This window comes from Micromonospora sp. S-DT3-3-22 (genome assembly GCF_015354745.1).
GTDB classification, from domain to species: domain Bacteria; phylum Actinomycetota; class Actinomycetes; order Mycobacteriales; family Micromonosporaceae; genus Micromonospora; species Micromonospora wenchangensis.
In genome coordinates this window covers 48,033-66,030 of the sequence record NZ_JACGMO010000019.1, presented here as the reverse complement: position 1 = coordinate 66,030, position 17,998 = coordinate 48,033, and the positions used below count along the sequence as shown (strand labels likewise).

At 72.9% G+C, this 17,998-nt stretch carries 16 protein-coding genes; 4 read left to right on the top strand and 12 right to left on the bottom strand.

Annotation, left to right across the window (positions count from 1 at the left end; genetic code table 11):
* Positions 1-54: 54 nt before the first annotated feature.
* The gene (locus H1A17_RS08295; protein WP_305070081.1) at positions 55-1,731 is read right to left on the bottom strand and encodes a PP2C family protein-serine/threonine phosphatase; all 1,677 of its coding nucleotides are present in this window, start codon (positions 1,729-1,731) and stop codon (positions 55-57) included.
* A 129-nt stretch (positions 1,732-1,860) separates the two neighbouring features.
* Positions 1,861-3,123, bottom strand: a complete 1,263-nt coding sequence (locus tag H1A17_RS08290; protein WP_194821549.1) for an ROK family protein — start codon at positions 3,121-3,123, stop codon at positions 1,861-1,863.
* A gap of 73 nt (positions 3,124-3,196) precedes the next feature.
* Here H1A17_RS08290 and xylA point away from each other — a divergent pair, with 73 nt between their 5' ends.
* The 3 genes from xylA to H1A17_RS08275 all read left to right on the top strand — a co-directional run bounded on the left by xylA (position 3,197) and on the right by H1A17_RS08275 (position 7,406).
* Positions 3,197-4,384, top strand: a complete 1,188-nt coding sequence (gene xylA, locus H1A17_RS08285) for a xylose isomerase (RefSeq protein ID WP_145921415.1) — start codon at positions 3,197-3,199, stop codon at positions 4,382-4,384.
* 11 nt (positions 4,385-4,395) lie between these two features.
* Positions 4,396-5,856, top strand: a complete 1,461-nt coding sequence (gene xylB, locus H1A17_RS08280; RefSeq protein WP_194821548.1) for a xylulokinase — start codon at positions 4,396-4,398, stop codon at positions 5,854-5,856.
* A gap of 137 nt (positions 5,857-5,993) precedes the next feature.
* Positions 5,994-7,406: an MFS transporter gene (locus H1A17_RS08275; RefSeq protein ID WP_194821547.1), complete on the top strand. Its 1,413-nt coding sequence runs from the start codon at positions 5,994-5,996 to the stop codon at positions 7,404-7,406.
* Between the two features lie 649 nt (positions 7,407-8,055).
* Here H1A17_RS08275 and H1A17_RS08270 read toward each other — a convergent pair.
* The 5 genes from H1A17_RS08270 to H1A17_RS08250 form a co-directional block, all read right to left on the bottom strand.
* Positions 8,056-9,729: a glycoside hydrolase family 13 protein gene (locus H1A17_RS08270; RefSeq protein WP_228543147.1), complete on the bottom strand. Its 1,674-nt coding sequence runs from the start codon at positions 9,727-9,729 to the stop codon at positions 8,056-8,058.
* Between the two features lie 47 nt (positions 9,730-9,776).
* Positions 9,777-10,850: a LacI family DNA-binding transcriptional regulator gene (locus H1A17_RS08265; RefSeq protein WP_145921412.1), complete on the bottom strand. Its 1,074-nt coding sequence runs from the start codon at positions 10,848-10,850 to the stop codon at positions 9,777-9,779.
* Between the two features lie 69 nt (positions 10,851-10,919).
* The gene (locus H1A17_RS08260) at positions 10,920-11,885 is read right to left on the bottom strand and encodes a carbohydrate ABC transporter permease (protein ID WP_145921411.1); all 966 of its coding nucleotides are present in this window, start codon (positions 11,883-11,885) and stop codon (positions 10,920-10,922) included.
* 1 nt (position 11,886) lies between these two features.
* Positions 11,887-12,936, bottom strand: coding sequence for a carbohydrate ABC transporter permease (locus H1A17_RS08255; RefSeq protein ID WP_145921410.1), 1,050 nt, complete (start codon positions 12,934-12,936; stop codon positions 11,887-11,889).
* 76 nt (positions 12,937-13,012) lie between these two features.
* Entirely contained in the window at positions 13,013-14,353 is a 1,341-nt protein-coding gene (locus H1A17_RS08250; protein ID WP_145921409.1) for an ABC transporter substrate-binding protein, read from the bottom strand.
* Positions 14,354-14,629: 276 nt separating this feature from the next.
* On the opposite strand from H1A17_RS08250, the gene H1A17_RS08245 reads away from it, so the two are divergent.
* Complete coding sequence (locus H1A17_RS08245) at positions 14,630-15,400, top strand: M23 family metallopeptidase (protein ID WP_194821546.1); 771 nt, start codon at positions 14,630-14,632, stop codon at positions 15,398-15,400.
* A gap of 39 nt (positions 15,401-15,439) precedes the next feature.
* On the opposite strand, the gene H1A17_RS08240 is transcribed toward H1A17_RS08245, so the two are convergent.
* The 5 genes from H1A17_RS08240 to H1A17_RS08220 all read right to left on the bottom strand — a co-directional run bounded on the left by H1A17_RS08240 (position 15,440) and on the right by H1A17_RS08220 (position 17,879).
* Positions 15,440-15,934 carry a TspO/MBR family protein gene (locus H1A17_RS08240; RefSeq protein ID WP_145921407.1) on the bottom strand — a complete coding sequence of 165 codons (495 nt, stop codon included), beginning with the start codon at positions 15,932-15,934 and terminating at the stop codon, positions 15,440-15,442.
* 157 nt (positions 15,935-16,091) lie between these two features.
* A complete protein-coding gene (locus tag H1A17_RS08235; protein WP_007464364.1) occupies positions 16,092-16,235 on the bottom strand; it encodes a GPGG-motif small membrane protein in 144 nt (47 codons plus the stop codon).
* Positions 16,236-16,277: 42 nt separating this feature from the next.
* Positions 16,278-17,000: a metallophosphoesterase gene (locus H1A17_RS08230; protein WP_145921406.1), complete on the bottom strand. Its 723-nt coding sequence runs from the start codon at positions 16,998-17,000 to the stop codon at positions 16,278-16,280.
* A gap of 10 nt (positions 17,001-17,010) precedes the next feature.
* On the bottom strand, positions 17,011-17,277 hold the full coding sequence (locus H1A17_RS08225; RefSeq protein ID WP_088642728.1) for a hypothetical protein: 267 nt from the start codon (positions 17,275-17,277) through the stop codon (positions 17,011-17,013).
* Entirely contained in the window at positions 17,274-17,879 is a 606-nt protein-coding gene (locus H1A17_RS08220; RefSeq protein WP_088642727.1) for a nucleotidyltransferase, read from the bottom strand. Before H1A17_RS08220 ends, H1A17_RS08225 begins: the two co-directional genes overlap by 4 nt.
* Positions 17,880-17,998 lie beyond the last annotated feature (119 nt).

The window sequence follows — 17,998 nt, the reverse complement described above, 5'->3', positions numbered from 1 at the left end:
TCGGCCCGGATGCCGGCGGGCGTGGGTCCGCAGCGGTCGGGCCGTCCGGTCGGCTCACGCCGGGTCCGCAGCGCAGACGGCCAGCATCGCGATGTCGTCGTGGCTCTCCCCGTCCAGCCACTCGTCGACGAGTTGGAGCAGCCAGTCGATCACGGCGGCGGGCGGCAGGCCGGCCACCGTGGCGAGCGCCTGCCGCAGCCGCTGCTCGCCGAACATCTCGACGGCCGCCGCGCCGCCGCGCGCCTCGGTCACCCCGTCGGTGTACGCCAGCAACAGCTCACCCGGCGCGAGCCGCACCTCCACCTCGACGAAGGTCGCCGAGGCGAACGCGCCGATCGGCATGCCGCCCACCCGGGCCTCGGCGATGCTGCCGTCGGCGCGTACCACCAGGGGGGACGGGTGCCCGCCGCCGGCGATACGGACCCGCAGGCCGCCGTCGGCCTCCGGTTCGGTGGTGCCCAGCAGCAGGGTGGTGAACTGGCTGCGCCGGGCGGCGTCCGGGGAGTCGAACAGCGCCCGGTTGAGCAGGGCGACGAGTTCCCGGGGACGCTGTTCGACAAGCCGCAGGGTCTGCAACGACTGGCGTACCCGGCCGGTGAGCACGGCCGCGCCGACCCCCTTGCCGCAGACGTCGCCGAGGGCGAACAGGGCCCCGGTGGCGGTGCGGAAGACCTCGTAGAAGTCGCCGCCGATGCGCAGGCTGTCCCCGGCGGAGCGGTAACCCCCGGCCAGGGTGACGCCGGGCACCGGGGGCAGTTCCGGGGGAAGCAGGCTGTGCTGGAGCACCCGGGCCAGGTGGGCCTGCTCGCCGTAGAGTTCGGCGGCGGCGACGGCGGACCCGGCCCGGGCGGCGAACTCCCGGGCCAGCTCGATGTCGCGCTGGTCGAACCCGGGCCGGCCGATCCGGCGGACCAGGACCAGCGCGCCGGCCGGGCCGCCGGCGCTGGGCATCGGGCTGGTCAGCACGGTGCCGGGGCGGCCGAAGTCCGGCGGCAGCACGGCGTCCAGGTCGGCCAGTTCGGCGTCGAGCCAGGGACTGGGGTCGGTGGTCGCGCCGCTGAGCGCCTCGACGAGCCCGGGGACCGCGCCGGTCAGCTCCGGGTCGGCGACCCCGCCGACCGGGCCGGGGTCGCCGTCGGCGTAGCGCAGCCAGTGCGGGACGTCCTCGCCGGGCTGCGGGGGCCGGTGCACGACCAGCGCCGCGTCGGCCAGGTAGGGCACGGGCAGGGTGACGGTGCTGCGGAGGGTCTGCTCGCGGTGCAGCGAGAGCCCGAGCCGGCTGCCGGCCCGGGCCAGGAACGCGGTGCGGGAACGCTCGGCCAGCAACGCGTCGGTGCGGGCCTGTTCGTCGGTGACGTCTCGCACGTACCAGGCGCAGCCCCCGCCGGCCAGGGGGCGGCAGACCCCGCGCAGCCGGCGTCCCCGGTGCTCGGCGTCGAACGTCGCGGCGTCGCCGGTGACCGCGCGGGCCAGCGCCGGCACGGTGCCCCCGGCCAGGTCGGTGCCGGGGGTCAGCTCGGGCAGGAGCTGCCCGGCCATCGCGTTGACCAGGGTGACCCGCCCGGCATGGTCGGTGGTGACCACCGCCTCGGCGAGCCCGTCGAGCAGTTCCCGGGCGAGCTGCGGGTCAGCCGGCAGCGGGCCGTCCGGTGACGGGTGGGCCGGTGCGCGGGAGACCTCTCCGCCGCCGCTCACCGGGCCGGCGTGCCCGTCCCGGTGGGTCGTCGTCACCGCCGGTCGCCGGGCGCGTCGGTCTGTCGACCTCTGCGCATGCTGGGAGTGCTCTCCTCGGTAGGAATTCGTTGCCTCAGGGAAAGCGTACCGAGGTGGGCCGACGATCGGCCAGCGAGGAAGCGGGGGTCACCCCGGGCGGGACAGCCAGCCGGACGGGCGGGCGATGATCCGGCGGACCACCGCACCGGCGCCGCCGACGGCGGCGGACTCGGCCCCGAGCGCCGCCGGCCGGACCGTCACCGGGGACCACCCGCTGGTGAGCACCCGGGCGTCGAGTTCGGCCAGCACCGGCGGGCACAGCCACGTCGCGAGGGTCGCGTATCCGCCGCCGAGCACGACGGTGTCCAGGTCGAGCAGGTTCACCACCCCGGAGACGGCCACCCCGAGGGCGGTGCCGGCGGCGTGCAGCGCGTCGAGCGCGGCCGGGTCGCCGGAGCAGGCCAGGTCGGCCAGCCGGCGGGCGGCGGTGTCGGCCGGCAGGTCCACCCCGGCCAGCCCGGCCGCGGCCAGCACGGCCTCCTGCCCGGCGTACGTCTCCAGGCAGCCCCGCGCCCCGCAGCGGCAGGTGGGTCCGGCCGGATCGACGGGTACGTGACCCAGTTCGCCGCTCCAGCCCCGGGAACCCCGGAACAGCGCCCCGTCGAGCACGATCCCGGCACCGATGCCGATCTCGCCGGAGACGTGCAGGAAGCTCTGCGGGCCGCCGGGGCGGGCGTGCAGTTCGCCCAGCGCGGCGAGGTTCGCCTCGTTCTCCACCACCAGCGGCGGCACCCCGTCGACCGGGTCGGTGAGGGCGGGGTGGCCGGCGAGCAGGGCCGGCACGTCGACGTCCCGCCAGCCCAGGTTGGGGGCGAGCCGGACCAGGCCGCGTGCGTCGACCAGCCCCGGCACGGCCAGGGCCGCCCCGGCCAGGCCGAGCCCGGCGTCGTCGGCGGCGGCGCGGGCCCGCCGGGCCAGGGTGACCAGGTCGGTGAGCGCGTCGGCGGGGGAGAGCGGGCGCAGGTCCACCCGGCGTACCTCGTGGTGCCGGACGGCGCCGGTGAGGTCGACCACGCACGCGGCGAGGTAGTCGACGTTGACCTCCAGGCCGAGCCCGGCCGGCCCGGTGTCGCCGAGCAGCAGCCCCCGGGCGGGCCGGCCGGCGCCGGTGCGGGGCGCGGGGTCGGCCTCGGTGACCAGCCGGCCGGCGATCAGGTCGTCGACGACGGCCGACACGGTGGCCCGGGTCAGGCCGGTGTCGGCGGCGATCTCGGCCCGGGAGGGCGGCCGGCCGGTCGTGGCGATCCGCCGCAGCACGACGGCGAGGTTGAGTTCGCGCAGGCTGCCCTGGCGGACCGCGCCGGCGGTCCGGGTGTCGGTCACCCCTTGACAGTGCCACAGCACGGCCATTTAATTCAACCACTGAACAAATTGCGGGTGACCCACCCACCGCCACCATCATCATCCTCACCGGAGGTCTGCCATGGCACCCCGTCCCACCCCCGCCGACAAGTTCTCCTTCGGGCTCTGGACGGTGGGCTGGCAGGCCCGTGACCCGTTCGGCGACGCCACCCGACCCGAGCTGGACGCCGTCGAGGCCGTGCACCGGCTCGCCGAGCTGGGCGCGTACGGCATCACCTTCCACGACGACGACCTGATCCCGTTCGGCGCCGACAACGCCGCCCGGGAGGCCCAGCTCGCCCGGTTCCGCAAGGCCCTCGACGAGACCGGCCTGGTCGTGCCGATGGTCACCACCAACCTCTTCACCCACCCGGTGTTCAAGGACGGCGGGTTCACCAGCAACGACCGCGACGTCCGCCGCTACGCGCTGCGCAAGGTGCTGCGCAACGTCGACCTCGCCGCCGAGTTGGGCGCCAAGACCTTCGTCATGTGGGGCGGCCGGGAAGGCTCCGAGTACGACGTCGCCAAGGACATCCGGGCCGCGCTGGACCGCTACCGCGAGGCCGTCGACGTGCTCTGCCAGTACGTCGTCGACCAGGGCTACGACCTGCGGTTCGCCATCGAGCCCAAGCCGAACGAGCCGCGCGGCGACATCCTGCTCCCCACCGTCGGGCACGCGCTGGCGTTCATCTCCCGACTGGCCCGCCCGGAGATGGTCGGCCTCAACCCCGAGGTCGGGCACGAGCAGATGGCCGGCCTCAACTACGCCCACGGCATCGCCCAGGCGCTCTGGCAGGGCAAGCTGTTCCACCTCGACCTCAACGGCCAGCGCGGCATCAAGTACGACCAGGACCTGGTCTTCGGCCACGGCGACCTGATGAACGCGTTCGCCCTGGTCGACCTGCTGGAGAACGGCGGCCCCAACGGCGGCCCGGCGTACGACGGCCCGCGCCACTTCGACTACAAGCCCTCCCGCACCGAGGACATCGCCGGGGTGTGGGCGTCGGCCGAGGCCAACATGGCGACCTACCTGCTGCTCAAGGAGCGGGCGGCGGCGTTCCGGGCCGACCCGGAGGTGGTCGAGGCGCTCGCCGCCAGCAAGGTCGGCGAGTTGGCCAGCCCGACGCTGGGCGACGGCGAGGGCTACGCCGGGCTGCTCGCCGACCGGTCCGCGTTCGAGGAGTTCGACGTGGACGCGACGGCCGCGAAGGGCTTCGCCTTCGTGCGGCTCAACCAGCTCGCCGTCGAGCACCTGCTCGGCGCGCGCTGAGGCGGCCCGGCATGCCGTTCGTCGCCGGGGTGGACTCGTCCACCCAGTCCTGCAAGGTGGTCGTCCGGGACGCGGAGACCGGCGCGCTGGTCCGTGAGGGCCGCGCGCCGCACCCGGACGGCACCGAGGTCGACCCACGGGCCTGGTGGGATGCCCTGCTGGCCGCCGTCGAGGCGGCCGGCGGGCTGGCCGACGTGGCGGCCGTGTCGGTCGCCGGTCAGCAGCACGGCATGGTCTGCCTCGACGAGGCGGGCGAGGTCGTCCGGCCGGCGTTGCTGTGGAACGACACCCGGTCCGCCGACGCGGCCCGGGACCTGATCGCCGAGGCCGGCGGCGGGGAGACCGGCCGCCGGTTCTGGGCCGACGCGGTGGGGCTGGTCCCGGTGGCCAGCTTCACCGCCACCAAGCTGCGCTGGCTGGCCCGCAACGAGCCGGAGCGGGCCGCCCGGGTCGCCGCCGTCTGCCTGCCGCACGACTGGCTGACCTGGCGGTTGGCGGGTGCCCCCGGGCTGGCGGCGCTGCGCACCGACCGGGGTGACGCCAGCGGCACCGGCTACTGGTCGCCGGTGACCGGGCAGTACCGCCCCGACCTGCTGGAAAAGGCGTTCGGCCGGGTCGTCGAGGTGCCCACGGTGCTCGGTCCGGCCGCGCAGGCCGGCGTGCTCGACCCGGCCGTGCTCGGCGACGGCCGGGCGACGCCGGGCGGGGACGTCCTGCTCGGCCCCGGCACCGGGGACAACGCCGCCGCCGCGCTGGGGGTCGGTGCCGGTCCGGGCGACGTGGTCGTCTCGATCGGCACCTCGGGCACGGTCTTCGCGGTGGCGGACACCCCGGCCGCCGACGCCGGCGGCGCGGTGGCCGGGTTCGCCGACGCGACCGGCCGGTTCCTGCCGCTGGTCTGCACGCTCAACGCGGCCCGGGTGCTCGACTCGGCGGCGACGCTGCTCGGCGTCGACCTCGACACCCTGTCCGACCTGGCGTTGAGCGCCCCGCCCGGGGCCGACGGCCTGGTCATGGTGCCCTACCTGGAGGGGGAGCGGACCCCGGACCGCCCCGCCGCCACCGGCTCGGTGCACGGCCTCACCCTGCGCACCGCCACCCCGGCGCACCTGGCCCGGGCGGCGGTGGAGGGGATGCTCTGCGCGCTGGCCGACGGCCTGGACGCGCTGGTCGCCCAGGGCGCGACGGTCGAGCGGGTGATCCTGGTCGGCGGCGGAGCCCGCTCGGCGGCGGTCCGCCGGATCGCGCCGCAGGTCTTCGGCCGTCCCGTGGTGGTGCCCCCACCCGGGGAGTACGTCGCCGACGGCGCGGCCCGCCAGGCCGCCTGGGTCGCCCTGGGTGGGGCGACGCCGCCCACCTGGGCCCCGAAGGACACCGAGGAGTACGCGGCGGAGCCCGTCCCCGCCATCCGCCAGCGGTACGCCGAGGCCCGCGACCACACCCTCGACCGGGTGGCCGCGTCCGGGGAGTGACCCACCCGACCGACGACGTCGGCCGGTGACCGGCGCACGGGGGCCGGTCACCGGCCGACGACCGGTTCCGCCCCGGATGGGCCGGTCCGGCGGGGGTGCCCGTCGGGCCGGGAGGCGCACCTGGTTGGCTGCCGGACATGACCGGCAGCAGGACCTCCCGGCACGGGAACGCGGCGCACCGCCTCTACAGCGTCGTGGTGTTCGTGGTGCTCGCCTCCCTGGACAACGTGGCGATCGGCCTGGTGCCGCCGCTGTACGGGCCGATCTCCGGGGCGCTGGGTGTGCCGCAGCGGATGCTCGGCCTGGTCACGGCGGTGAGCTTCCTGGTCAGCGCGGTCGCGGCGGTGGCCTGGGCGTACGTCGGCGACCGGACCAACCGCAAGCCGCTGCTGATGGTCGGCACGCTGGTCTGGGCGGCCGGCACCGGTGGCAGCGCGTTCGCCACCGGCTTCCCGACGTTCCTCGCCGCGCAACTGGTCGCCGCGGTCGGGTTGGGCGCGGTCGGCTCGGTCGGGTTCTCCGTGGTCACCGACCTGATCTCCCCGCGCCGCCGGGGCCTGGTGATGAGCTTCTGGGGGTTGTCCCAGGGGGTCGGCACCCTGGCCGGCACGCTCACCGGCGGGCTGCTCGGCGCGACCGACTGGCGACGCCCGTTCCTGCTGCTCACCGTGGTCGGCCTGGCCGCCACGGTGGCCTACCTGCTGACCTACGACATCCGGCGCGGGCAGAGCGAACCGGAGCTGGCCGCGGCGATCGAGGCCGGCGTCGACTACGACTACCGGATCACCCGAGCCGACCTGCCGCGCATCCTGGGCCGGCGGACCAACCGGTGGCTGATCCTGCAGGGCCTCACCGCGCAGGCGGCGTTCGGTTCGCTGGTGTGGCTGCCGGTGCTGTTCGCCGAGCGGGCGCAGGGGCAGGGCTACTCGACGGCGACGGCGGTCGTGGTGGGCAGCGTCTTCGCCACCCTGTTCCAGCTCGGCGGGGTGTTCTCCATCGTCGGCGGGCTGGCCGGGGACGCGCTGCAACGGCGTACCCCCCGGGGGCGGGCCCTGGTCGCGGCGGTCGGCGTCCTCGCGGCGCTGCCGTTCTACCTGGTGCTTTTCTTCGTGCCGATCCGGATCGACGTGCCCGACGGCGGCGGCACCGGCGCGGTGGTGGGCGCCGTGCTGGCCAGCGTGGTGACCGAGCCGACGGTTGGGCTGAGCCTGCTCACCGCCGTCGTCGCGTTGGCGCTGACCTCGGCGAACTCGCCGAACTGGTTCGCCCTGATCGCCGACGTGAACCCGCCGGAGCACCGGGGCACCGTCTACAGCCTGGGCAACCTGGTCAACGGGGTCGGCCGGGCCGCCGGCAACGGACTGGTCGGCGCGGCCTTCCACGCGTTGCGGGCGGCCTTCCCGCCGCCGCTGAACTACGCCGTCGGGCTGGCCGCGTTCCAGCTCTTCTTCATCCCCACCGGGCTGATGTACTGGCTGGCTTCCCGTACGTCGCCCGGCGACATCGCCGCCGTGGGCGACCTGCTGCACGACCGCGCCGACCGCCACTGACCTGCCTGCGGGGAGCGGCCCGGTGGCTCCCGCGTGGTCGTGCCCGGTCGCGCTGCTCGCGTGTGGTCGTGCCGCCCCCGGCGTGGTCGGGAACGGGTCGCGCCGCTCCCTCGCGGTCTGGCCGGGGCAGGTATACCCCGTCGGGTCCTTTCGAGCTGATGACGTCAACGGATCACCAGCCAACCCGAACGCGTCGCCGTCCGCCGGCCCGCCGTCCGCCGTCCCTACGGCTCTGCGTCTGTGCGGTCCTGCGTCCGTGCGGTCTGTGCGGTCCTGCGTCTGTGCGGTCCTGCGTCCCGCTGGGACGGTGCCGGTGCGGGCGGGGGCGGGACGTTTCCGGCGGATCGGTGGGGGCGAGTCTTCCGGCCGCTGAGCCGCTGCCGTCACGTCGGTGGGGGCGCGTCCTGCGGGCTGGTGAGTCGATGACGTCGTCCCGGTGGGCACACGTGTCCTGCGGGCCGGTGAGTCGCTGACGTCATCAGCTCGAAAGGACGCGACCGGGTGTACCGGGGGCCCGGTCCCGTCCCTCACCACCGGGCGCCACCGGGAGCCGGAGCGCCGGCATCGTCGGGCGCTGCGCCAGCCGGGCGTAGGCACCGCCGGGCGCCGCACCCGTCGTGGGTGAAGCGCCCGACGGTGCCGGGGCGGGTCAGGAGTGGCGGACCCAGACCGTCACGTCGGTGGGGACCCGGCCGTCGGCGTCCAGCGGCGCGCTGCTGTGCAGCAGTTCCCCGGCCGGCGGCGGCACGGCGGACGCACCGAAGTTGGTCAGCACGGTCAGCCCGCCGTTGCGGAAGCTCAGCACCTCGTCGCCGGAGGAGAGCCACTCCAGCGTCCCCCGGCCGAGGGCGTGCTCGCGGCGCAGCCGCAACGCGGTCCGGTACGTCTCGTACGTCGAGCCGGGCACTCCCCGCTGCCGGTCCAGGGCGTACTCGGCCCACAGCGGCGGCTGCGGCAGCCAACTGGCGTCGGTCGGGCCGAAGCCGTACGACGGGGCGTCGGCCTCCCACGGGATCGGCACCCGGCAGCCGTCCCGACCGCGCTGGGTGTGGCCGCTGCGCTCCCAGGTCGGGTCCTGCCGGGACTCGTCGGGCAGTGTGGTGTGCTCCGGCAGCCCCAACTCCTCGCCCTGGTAGAGATAGGCCGAGCCGGGCAGGGCCAGCATCAGCAGGGTGGCCGCCCGACCCCGACGCAGGCCCAGCGCGGCGTCCGGCTGGGGGTCGCCGATGCCGATGCCGTTGGGCCGGCCGCCCTTGGCGGACAGCCCCATCCGGGAGGCGTGCCGGATGACGTCGTGGTTGGACAGCACCCAGGTGGTGGGGGCGCCGACGGCGTCGGTGGCCTCCAGCGAGCGGGTGATCACCGCGTACTGGGCGGGGGCCGTCCAGGCGGCGAGCAGGTACTCGAAGTTGAACGCCTGGTGCATCTCGTCGGGGCGGACGTAGCGGGCGATCCGTTCGGCCGGCTCCACCCACGCCTCGGCGACGAGGATCCGGTCGCCCTCGTAGGAGTCCAGCACCCGCCGCCACTCCTGGTAGACCTCGTGGACGCCGTCCTGGTCCCACATCGGCGGGCGCGGCTTGTCCGCCTCGTTGCCGGAGAGGATCTCCTGCGGCTCCTCCCAGTTGGCCAGGTCGGCCTGCTTGATCAGGCCGTGCGCCACGTCCACCCGGAAACCGTCGACGCCCCGGTCCAGCCAGAACCGGAGCACGTCGAGGAACTCGGCGCGGATCTCCGGGTTGTCCCAGTTGAGGTCCGGCTGGGCGGTGTCGAACAGGTGCAGGTACCACTGGCCGGGTCGGCCGTCGGGCTCGACGAGCCGGGTCCAGGCGGGGCCGCCGAAGACGCTCTGCCAGTCGTTGGGCGGCTCGACGCCGTCCGGGCCGAGGCCGTCGCGGAAGATGTACCGGGCCCGTTCGGGGCTGCCGGGGGCGGCGGCGACGGCGGCCCGGAACCACCGGTGCGCCGACGAGGTGTGGTTGGGGACCAGGTCGACGATGACTTTCAGGCCCTTCGTGCGGGCTTCGGCGATCAACCTGTCGGCGTCGGCCAGGCTGCCGAACAGGGGATCGACGTCGCGGTAGTCGGCGACGTCGTAGCCCGCGTCGGCCTGCGGCGACGGGTAGAACGGGGACAGCCAGACGGCGTCGACACCCAACTCGGCCAGGTGCCCGAGTCGGGCGGTGATGCCGGGCAGGTCACCGATGCCGTCACCGTCGGAGTCGGCGAAGGAACGCGGATAGATCTGGTAGATGACGGCTTCGGTCCACCATCCGGGTGCCACGCCCACGGACTGTTCCTGCTGCCTCGCGTCGGTGTTCAGAGCCTTCTCCCTGTGTCGAGCCGGTCGGGCCGTGCGGTCGAATCCGTTCAGTTTGCCCGGGGCGGGGCGGTCGATTCCCGTACCACCAGGCGAGTGGGCAGGATCACCGGCGGGCGCGGCGCGGGGCCGTGCACGTCGGGTCCGCGCGGGGCCGGCACCCGGTCGGCGTCCGCCTCGACGGCAGCGGCGCCCAGCGGGTCGAGCAGCATCCGGGCGGCGAGCCGGCCCTGCTCGGCGGCGGGTTGGGCGATGGTGGTCAACCCGAGCACGGCGGACAGGTCGTGGTCGTCCACGCCGATCACGCTGACGTCCTGCGGGACCCGTAGCCCGGCGTCGCGCAGCGCGGTCATCGCGCCCATCGCGATCTCGTCGCAGGCGGCGAAGATCGCCGTCGGTGGTTCGCCCCGGGCCAGCAGCTCGACGGTGGCCCGGTTGCCGCCGTCGATGGTGAACTGCGACTCCATGTCCAGCCGGGGGTCGGGGTGCAGCCCGGCGCGGCGCAGCGCCTCCTGGTAGCCCCGGCGACGGTCGGTGTGGGTGGTGAAGGCCAACTCGTCGTCGGGGTCGCCGGAGATGTGGGCGATCCGCCGGTGACCCAGGTCGAGCAGGTGCCGGGTGGCTGTCCGGGCCGCCGCCACGTCGTCGATCCGCACGCAGGGCCAGCCGGGGACGGTGCTGCCCGAGCTGATCGTGATGCCGGGCAGGTCCAGCTCGGCCAGGGCGGTCAGGTCGGCCGGTCGCAGCGGGGTGGCGACCAGCATGATCGCGTCCACCCGCTTGTGCAGGTTGGCGGTGCGCAGCACCCGTTGCCGCACCTGCTCGCGCCCGCCGAGGTTGTAGAGCAGCAGGTCGTAGCCGGCGTGGTGGAGGAACTCCTCGACCGCCTCGACGACGGTGCCGAAGAACCACCTGGTGATCCGGGGCACCACCACGGCGACCGTGCCGGTCCGGCCGCCGGCCAGCCGGGAGGCGCTCGGCGAGACCGCGTACTGGAGCTGTTCGGCGGCGGCGAGCACCCGGCGGCGGGTCGCGGCCGACACCGTCGGCAGGCCGCGTAACGCCCGGGAGACCGTGGCCGTGGAAACCCCGGCCAGCCGGGCCACGTCGTCGATCCTCGTCACGCTGTCGTTCCCCCGCTCCGCGCCGGCCCCCGTCGCCGCCCGGTGCTGCCGGGCGGCGACGGACGGCCGTCAACCCTTGACGCTCCCGGCGAGCAGGCCGCGCACGAAGAAGCGCTGCAACGACAGGAACACCACCAGCGGTACGACGATCGAGACGAACGCGCCGGCGGTGAGCCGCTGCCACTCGTTGCCCCGGGTGCCGGCCATCTCGGCCAGGCGCACGGTGAGCGGGGCGGTCTCGTTGCCGCCACCGGCGAAGATCAGCGCGACCAGCAGGTCGTTCCAGACCCAGAGGAACTGGAAGATGCCGAACGCCGCCAGCGCCGGGGTGATCAGCGGCAGCACGATGGTGCGGAAGATCTTGGGGTGGGTGGCCCCGTCGACCCGCGCCGCCTCCATCAGGTCCCGGGGGAGCTGGGAGATGAAGTTGTGCAGCAGGAACACCGCGAAGGGCAGGGCGAAGCAGGTGTGCGCGAACCACACCTGGGCGAACTTCTGCTCGTCCACCAGGTTCCAGGCCGGCAGCAGCTGGATGCCGGCCACGGTGACCCCGGTGGAGAAGAACTTCAGCAGCGGCACCAGGGCCATCTGCAACGGCACGATCTGCATCGCGAAGATCGCGATGTAGAGCCAGTCCCGTCCCCGGAAGTTGATCCAGGCCAGCGCGTACGCGGCGAGCGAGGCGAACGCCAGCGGGAAGAGCACCGACGGGATGGTGATGGCCAGCGAGTTGATGAAGTAGCTGGCCAGCTGCCCCGACGACGAGGAGGAGCCGAACAGGACGTCCTGGTAGTTCTCCAGGGTGAACTGCGGGTCGGTGAAGAAGGTCCACCACCCGGTGGACTTGATCTCGGCCTCGGGCCGGAACGAGGAGACGAACAGGCCGAACGTCGGGATCGTCCAGAGCAGCGCGATGACGATCGAGACCAGGGTGGCCGTACGGCTGTTGAGCCGGCTACGGACCCGGCCGGCGGCGCTTGTCGGCTTCCCGGTGGCCTGGGCCCCGGCTCCGACGGTGGGCGTGGCGGTGGTCATCTCAGCCCTCCCGCTGTTGACGCAGGTTGCGGATCTGGTAGATCACGATCGGGATCACCAGGATGAAGAGGAAGACCGCCAGGGCGGAGCCCTGCCCGTTCTCGCCGTACCGGAACGCCTGGTTGTACATCTCGTTGGCGATCACGCTGGTGTCGTAGTTGCCGTTGGTGGCGGTCCGGACGATGTCGAAGACCTTCAGCGTGGCGATCGACAGGGTCACCACGACCACGATCAGCGCGGGCCGGATGCTCGGCATGGTGATCTGCCAGAACATCTGCCACGGGGTGACCCCGTCGAGGCGGGCCGCCTCGACGATGTCCGCGGGGATCGCCTTGATCGCGGCGGAGAGCACCACCATGGCGAAACCGGCCTGGATCCACACCATGATCACGATGAGCAGGAAGGTGTTCAGCGGTGAGTCGAGCAGCCACTGCCGTGGTTCGCCGCCGAGGCTGACCACGATCTGGTTGAGCAGGCCGATCTGGTCCTGCTCCTCGCTGCGGTAGGCGTAGACGAACTTCCAGATGATGCTGGCCCCGACGAACGAGATCGCCATCGGCAGGAAGATCAGTGACTTGGCGATGGACTCGAACCGGGCCTTGTCCACCATCACGGCGTAGAGCAGGCCGAACGTGGTGGCCACCAGCGGCACCAGCAGCACCCAGATCAGGGTGTTGAGCAGCACCCGGACGATCGAGTCCTCGGAGAACATCCAGCCGTAGTTGCGCAGCCCCACCCAGTTGTCGCTGCCGGCGTCCATGAAGGAGAGCAGCACGGTGCGCAGCGCCGGCACCACCAGCCCGACGGAGAGCAGCAGCAGCGTCGGCAGCAGGAAGAAGAGCGCGAACAGGCCCTCCCTCGGCTTGCGTCGGCGGGGCAGGGGGCCACCACCGGTCGAGGCGGCGATCAGCTGCGCCTCCCGACGGCGGGCGAACCAGGCCGGCACCACGTCGAGGAGCAGGAGCAGACCGCCCACCACCGCGACGAAAGCGATCAGCCCGTACATCAGCATGAGGAACTTCGGCTGTTCCTCAGCGAAGTCGAACTCCATCGACCCTCCCTCTCAAGGGTTCGTATCCGACGGGTGGCCCGGTCCGCACCGTGCGGACCGGGCCACCCGTCTCAGATCACTTCCAGCTGTTCTCGATGCCGTTCAGCACCGTGGTGGTGTCCTTACCGTTGATCCACTCGACCATGCCCTTCCAGAAGGTGCCGTTGCCGACTGCGGCCGGCATCAGGTCGGAGCCGTCGAAGCGGAAGACGGTCTTCGGGTCCTGGAGGATGCCCACGGAGAGCTTGTCGACCGGGTTCGGGACGTTGGCCAGGTCGAGCTTCTTGTTCGCCGACACCCAGTCGCCGATCTTGGCGCGGCTGTTGGCGTACTCGCCGGAGGCGAGGTAGGTCTGCACCGCCTGGACCTCGGGACGGTCGGTGAAGGCCGCGACGAACTCGCCGCCACCCAGCACCGGCTTGCCCTTGGCCGGGTCGATCGACGGGAAGTAGAACGCGAAGACGTCGCCGTCCTCGGCCACCTTGGTGCCCTCGGGCCACTGGTTGGCGTAGAAGGACGCCTGCCGGTGCAGGGCGCACTTGCCGGTGGTGATCGGCACGCCGGCCTCCTGGAAGGAGGTGGTGGCGATGCTCTTCACGCCGCCGAAGCCGCCGTTGACGTACTTGTCGTTCTTGAGGATGGTGCCGGCCCGGTTGAGGGCGTCGGCGACCTGCGGGCTGTTGAACGGGATGCCGTGGGTGGTCCACTGGTCGTAGACCTCGGGCCCGGCCGTACGCAGCAGCACGTCCTCGATCCAGTCGGTGGCCGGCCAGCCGGTGGCGTCACCGGACTCGATGCCGGCGCACCACGGCTTGGTGCCGCTGGCCGCGATCGTGTCGGAGAGCTTGATCAGCTCGTCCCAGCTGGTGGGGACCGTCCAGCCCTTCTCCTTGAAGGTCTTCGGCGAGTACCAGACGAACGACTTGACGTTCGAGCCCAGCGGGGCGCCGTAGAACTGGCCGTTGATGGTGGTGTACTTCAGCCAGTCGGGGGAGAAGTTCGCCTCGGCCTCGGTCTTGGTGGCGGCGGAGACGGGCTTGAGGTTGCCGCCGTCGACGAACCGCTTGACCAGACCCGGCTGCGGGATGAAGGCCAGGTCGGGCGCGTTGCCGCCCTGCACCCGGACGGGGAGCTGGGCCTCGAACTCGCCGGAGCCCTCGTGGTCGATCTCAATGCCGGTGCAGTCCTCGAACTGCTTCCAGGACTGGGCCAGCCGGTCGGCCTCGATGTCCCGGATCGACGAGTAGATCGTGACCTTCTTGCCGTCGTTGTCACCGTACTTCTCGTATGCGGCGCATTCGGCCGAACCCGCGTTGCTGCTCTTCTTGTCGTTGCCGGTGCCACAGGCGGCGGCGCCGAGCGCCAGCCCCAGCACGCCGGCGATCGCGAGAGCCTGGCGTGATCTGGCAAACGCCATGCCGTTCTCCTTCCTTGCCGGCGCGCCCACAGGTGGGGGAACCCGACGCCGGTCCGATGAGTCGTCCCCACATGTAAGCGCTTGCATCCCGATCGGTCCACCCCCTGCCGGACACGGCCCGGTAACAATCCCGAAACCCCCTCACCGCAGGTGGGTGCGCTCCCACCCGTGGTCACCGAATAGGGGTCGGCAGGGGTGGGCGCGGCTTGGAATCGATGGCGATATCTGCCACCCTCGGGGCAAGGTATTGAAGGATCTCGACATCGGAGGTGTGCGATGCGCAGACGGTGGAGCCTGCTGGCGGCGGCCCTGCTGGTCACCGGGAGCCTGGTCCCGGCCGGCCCGGCCTGGGCCGCGCCCACGTTCAAGGTGCCCTTCCCCTGCAACCAGTCCTGGTCCGGCCAGACCCGGTCCGACCACAGCCCGGCGAACGCGGTGGACTTCAACCGCACCGACGACCTCGGCGACCCGGTGGTCGCCAGCGCCCCGGGCACCGTCGACCGGGTCACCGACCTCGGCGGCACGAGCTACGGCAAGTACGTCCGGATCGACCACGGCGGCGGCTACACGACCTACTACGCCCACCTCAACGGCTTCAACGTCTCGGTCGGGCAGCAGGTCGGCTACGGCAAGGTGATCGGCTGGGTCGGCAGCACCGGCGGCTCCACCGGCCCGCACCTGCACTACGAGCAGCGCCTCAACGGCGACGACATCAAGGTCCGGTTCAACGGCACGCTCGCCCTGTACTGGGGCACCAAGACGTACACCAGTGGAAACGGCTGTTCCAGCAGCACCGGGTCGGGCACTGTCGACACCGCCGGCTCCCCGCTGACCGTGCGCTCCGGGCCGGGCACCGGCTACGCGTCGGTCGGCACGGTCGCCGACGGCGCCAAGGTCACCATCGGCTGCCAGACCAGCGGCACCACGGTCACCGGCACCTTCGGCACCAGCGCGATCTGGGACCGGATCGGCTCCGGCCGGTTCATCGCCGACGCCTACGTCTACACCGGCCACGACGGCTACATCCCCAACGTGCCCCGCTGCTGAGCCTGTGGGCACCGGGTCCGCACCGGGCCCGGTGCCCGGTCAGCCGTTGAGCTGCCAGATCGAGAAGTTGAGCGCGGCGGCGAAGGTGACCCAGGCCCAGTAGGGCAGCAGCAGGGCCGCCGCCGGCCGGGAGATCCGCCAGAAGGCGACCACCGTCACCGCGATCGCCAGCCACATCAGCACGATCTCGGCGAAGGCCAGCCCGTAGCGTCCCGCGCCGAAGAACAGCGGGGTCCAGATCGCGTTCAGCACCAGCTGGACCGTCCACGCCCCGAGCGCCGGGCCGAAACCGACCCGCCGCCAGACCAGCCAGCCGGCGACCGCGATCAGCGCGTACAGCAGGGTCCAGACCGGGCCGAACAGCCACCCCGGCGGGGCCCAGGTCGGCTGCTGGAGCGAGGCGTACTCGTCGCGGGTGCCGGACACCCCCAGCCCGCCGATCGCGGCGGCGACCGCGACGGCCGCGCCGAAGCCGAGCAGCACCCACCAGGTCCGCGCCGAGCCGGTCCGCCGGTCGCTCCGGGTTATCTCCATGGTCAAGATATTTCCCGGGTACGCCGTCCCAAACCCGCCCCACCGCGCCGACCCCCGCACAGCACAGCGCCGGGGTCGTCGGTGCCGGAGGCTCCTGTCTGGGAGGACGGAGCTTCCGGGGGCGACGACCCCGGCGGGTCAGGTGCGGGTTCCGGCGTCAATTGAAGATGCTGACACCACCCGGGCCGACCAGAAGGCCGACCACGATGAGGACGATGCCCCACAGGATCTGCCGGCGGAACAGCGCGAGGATGCCGGCGACCACGAGTACGACTGCGAGAATCCAGAGAATCAGCTCCATGGCTGCTGAATACCCGGCCGTCCGAACCCGAAAACCTGGTTCTCAGTCGATTTGATCTCCCAGGTGGAAGACGCTGTACGCCTGCTTGATCACCGGGTGGGCGACGTTGCGTACGCGTACCCCGCCCGGGGTGACGCCGCGTTCGCTGCCGGCGTGCGCGTGCCCGTGCAGGGCGAGCGCCGTCGGCGCCGAGTCGATCGCCTGACCGAGCTGGTACGACCCGAGGAACGGGTAGATCTCCAGCGGCTCGCCGGCCAGCGTGTCCGGCACCGGGGCGTAGTGGGTCAGCGCGACGAGCAGGTCGCAGTCCAGCCCACGCAGCGCCGCGCCCAACGCCGCCGCGCTCTCGTTGCTGGTCCGGACGAAGGACTTCATCTCCGGCTCGCCGAAGTCGCTGGCGCACCGGCCGGCGAACCCGCCGCCGAAGCCCTTGACGCCGGCCACCCCGAGCCGGCCACCGGGGCACTCCAGCACCGTGCCGGTCCCCTCCAGCACGGTGATCCCGGCATCCTCCAGCACCTTGACCACCTGCGGCACCTGGTCGCACTGGTGGTCGTGGTTGCCCAGCACGGTGACCACCGGCACCCCCAGCCCGCCGAACTCCTCGGCGACGCAGCGCGCCTCGGACTCGGTGCCGTGCCGGGTCAGGTCGCCGGCGAGCAGCAGCACGTCGGCGCAGTCGGGCAACTCCTCCAGGGCCGGGCGGAACCGGCCCAGCACGTCGGCGTCCAGGTGCACGTCGCCGACCGCGGCGATCCGGATCATCGGGTCCTCCTCACGGCAGCTCCTCGACCTGGACCGGGGCCTGGGTGCGGATCACCCCGATGTCGCTGGTGATCGCCTCGTCCGGGAACCGCTCGGCCACCCGGCGCAGGATCTCCGCCCGGCGCTGCGGGCTCTCCACCTCGCCGGTGAGGACCAGTCCTGTTTCCCGGTGGACCACGGTGATCCCCTGCTCGGCGACGTCCGGGTCCTCGGTCAGCAGCCGTTGGATCTCCGCCTCGACGTAGGCGTCCGGCGGGCCGGCGCTGTGCTCGGTCACGGGGTCTCCCTTCCCTCGGGGATGCGGGCGTACGGCACCGGCGTGCCCCCGTACGGGACGACGTCGAGCCGGTCCAGCAGCATCAGGAACGCTTCGGCGTACGGCGAGTGCTGGGTCTCCTTGCGTACCCGCTCCCAGTCGATCTGTTCACGCAGCGACCGGGCCAGGGGCAGGCCCCGGGCGAAGTCGCAGTAGTGCTGGGAGAAGCTGAGCAGCTTGTGCACCATCAGCCGGGTCGCCGACAGCACCGGCATGTGGATGGCGTCCACCGGGCGGACCACGGTGTCGGCGAGGGTCTCGTGGGTCACCGGGGTCTCCACCGGCCGGTGGATCAGGTCGACCATCCGACCGTCGTCGTAGACCTTGACCAGCCAGTCCTCCGGCGGGCGCTCGGCGGTGAAGCCCTCGTCGGTCAGCGCCTCCAACGCCCGCTCGACATGCTCCTCGGGGAGCAGGAAGTCCACGTCGTGCTCGCTGGAGTGGCCGCCGTGGGCGTAGACGGCGAAGCTGCCGCCGAGGGCGAAGGGGATCTCGTTCTGCTTGAGCACGGCGGCGACCCGCTTGAGGGTGTGCAGGAGGCTGACGTCCCCGCGCTCGGCCATCTGGTCTCTCCCGTCGTGGATGGTCGGTGGGAAATGACGTTGCGTACCCGGCTGTCCGCCCGCCCACACCTGCCCGGCGTGCCGGTCCCGGTCACCGCGCCCCGGACGGGCATCAACCG